The 2,598-nt window shown below is 38.6% G+C and carries 3 protein-coding genes; all 3 read left to right on the top strand.

From position 1 onward, the window contains the following. Positions 1-186 precede the first annotated feature (186 nt). Positions 187-708, top strand: a complete 522-nt coding sequence (locus ACTND6_RS10805; protein WP_441024231.1) for a DUF6431 domain-containing protein — start codon at positions 187-189, stop codon at positions 706-708. Between the two features lie 61 nt (positions 709-769). Continuing rightward, positions 770-2,008: an integrase core domain-containing protein gene (locus ACTND6_RS10800; RefSeq protein ID WP_441024229.1), complete on the top strand. Its 1,239-nt coding sequence runs from the start codon at positions 770-772 to the stop codon at positions 2,006-2,008. 2 nt (positions 2,009-2,010) lie between these two features. Beyond that, on the top strand, positions 2,011-2,598 hold a 588-nt coding region (locus ACTND6_RS10795; RefSeq protein WP_441024228.1), incomplete at its 3' end, for an ExeA family protein.

Genomic DNA, 2,598 nt, shown 5'->3' with positions numbered 1-2,598 from the left:
AATACACATAAAACCAATAATATATTCAAATTAAATAAAAAAACGATGCAGAGAAAAGACTAAATCATAGTCAAAATATCTGCATTTTCTGTATGATTAGAAGCAAGGAGAAAGGAATAAAAAAAATAGAGGCACGATATAAACTCCCCAGTCTGTCTCTAACCTCTATTCCCTAAAAACAATATTATGATAATTGCATATGATGATTGCGTCAATAGTGATATAGATCAGGCATATTATGATGAATTATCCAATTCATTAAGAATAGAAGCTGTTAAATGTTCTGCCTGTAAACAGGTAGGATTCAAAGTACACAGCTATTATTCAAGACACCTGAAGCGGGAATTGTATGAAGAACAGGCAGATGATCGTATCCTAATAAAACGCGTGATATGTAAAAGCTGCAGAAAAACGCATGCAATCCTTCCAAAATCAATAATTCCCTATTCACATGTTTCTCTGTCTGATACAGTTGAAATCATTGAATCCAGTGAAACAGACGACAATATCAAAAACAAGTACTGGATCACTATGGAAGATATCAGAAACATAAAAAGAAGATTTACTCTTTTCTGGAGACAGAGGCTGCTGAGCTTTAACATTTCTATCAGTGATGACAGTCTCTGTGAACTGTGCTTTCTGAATCACAGGCTGCAGTTTATGCAGATTAGATGCCAGCCTGTAATACTTATTCACATCACCACTTAGAATGGCCTTCCTACAGGTTTATGTTTGAACTATCTTCTAGTCATAGGAGGTATTTCAATACATGGATGAAATATATAGAGAAAAAATAGCTTTGTTCCGTTACGGAATCATTGCACCTCTTGTCACTGCTTCTGAAATGTCAGATAAGGAACGCGCAGGTTTTTTTCGTGATGCTTCATTAAAGACTTACACAAATCCTGGAGGCAAGGCTGTGACGTACAGTGAATATACGATACGAAGATACTATCAAAACTATCAGGCAGACGGACTGGATGGCTTGAAACCTGAAAGAAGAAGTGACTGTGGACATTCCAGAAAAATGGATGATGAGGTCAGGACACAGATCAACTATCTTCATAAAGAATATCCCCGTCTGCCCTGTACACTCATTTATCAGAAGCTTATCGATAACCATACGATCAGGGAAGGAGATATTTCACTTTCTACAATTACAAGATATGTCAACAGTCTTAAACGGCAGGAAAATTATGTCATCAAAGAGTTCAGACGATATGAGCTGGAACATATCAATGAAGTATGGTATGGAGATTCAAGTGTTGGACCATATTTAAAAATTGGAAAAGAGAAAAAGAAAGTATGGATCATCGCATTGATTGATGATGCGTCAAGGTTCATTGTCGGAATCGATGTGTTTTTCAATGACAACTTTGTAAATCTCATGAGCGTCATCCGTTCAGCAGTCATTAAATTCGGGAAGCCCAAGACATTGAAGTTTGACAATGGAGCCAACTACAGATCTCACCAGATGGAACTTCTTGGAGCCCGTATGGGAACGGTCGTCAATTACGCACCCCCTTATACTCCGACGGGGAAAGCAAAAATTGAGCGCTGGTTCCGGACGATGAAGGATCAATGGATGTCAAAGCTGAACATGCATGATTTTGAATCACTCGATGATCTCAGAGACAGCCTGATGCACTGGGTTCAGAAATACAATCAGAGCCCGCACAGTTCTCTGAATGGCAGGACACCTCAGGACAGATTCTTTGAAGAATCATCACTGATCATTCGTATGGACGAAGAAAGAATTGAAAAAACATTCCTGCTTGAAGCCGAAAGAAGAGTGTCCAGAGATAATGTCATTACTCTGGATGATAAAGAATATGAAGTAAATTATAAATACGCAGGACAGAAGCTTCTGCTCAGATATTCACCAGATCTTTCAAAAATCTATTCAGTCGACAGAAGAAATGGAGAACTGGAAGAAATTAAATTGTTGGACAAGAAAGCAAACTCTACATTTCATAGAACGAGTTTCAAAATGTCCGGAGGAAATTGATAATGGATTACATCAGCAGATATGGATTTGAATTCAATCCGTATACAAAGAGTCAGAAATCATTTCTGATTGAAACATCTCAGTATCGAGAGGTCATCAGCCGGCTGAATTATCTGGATCAGGTAAAAGGATTTGGATTGATTACAGGACAGCCGGGAATGGGAAAAACAACGGCAATTCGAAACTGGGCCAGATCTCTCAATCCGGCTGCGTACAAGGTTGTATACATCTCTCTTTCAACTCTTACAGTGATGGAGTTTTACAGAATGATCGCAGAAGAGCTCGGGTATGAGCCGAGATTCAGAAAAAATGAAAATTTCCGAACAATCCAGAACGCAATCGACAGATTTGTCATTGAAAAGAGAATGACTCCTGTATTCATATTTGATGAAGCAAATTATATGAAGAGCGCAACGCTGAATGATTTGAAGATTCTGTTCAATTTCGAAATGGATTCAGTAAACAAGGCGGTCATTATTCTGGCAGGTCTTCCACAGCTGAATAATACACTGCGCCTGGCATCGCATGAGCCGCTGACCCAGAGGATCATCACAAATTATGAAATGGAACCATTACAGCTTGAAGAAGGA

This window comes from Bulleidia sp. HCP3S3_C9 (genome assembly GCF_052064035.1).
In the GTDB taxonomy this organism is placed as follows: Bacteria; Bacillota_I; Bacilli_A; order Erysipelotrichales; family Erysipelotrichaceae; genus Bulleidia.
The sequence above is the reverse complement of the archived record's forward strand: the minus strand, read 5'-3'. Positions and strand labels throughout refer to the sequence as shown.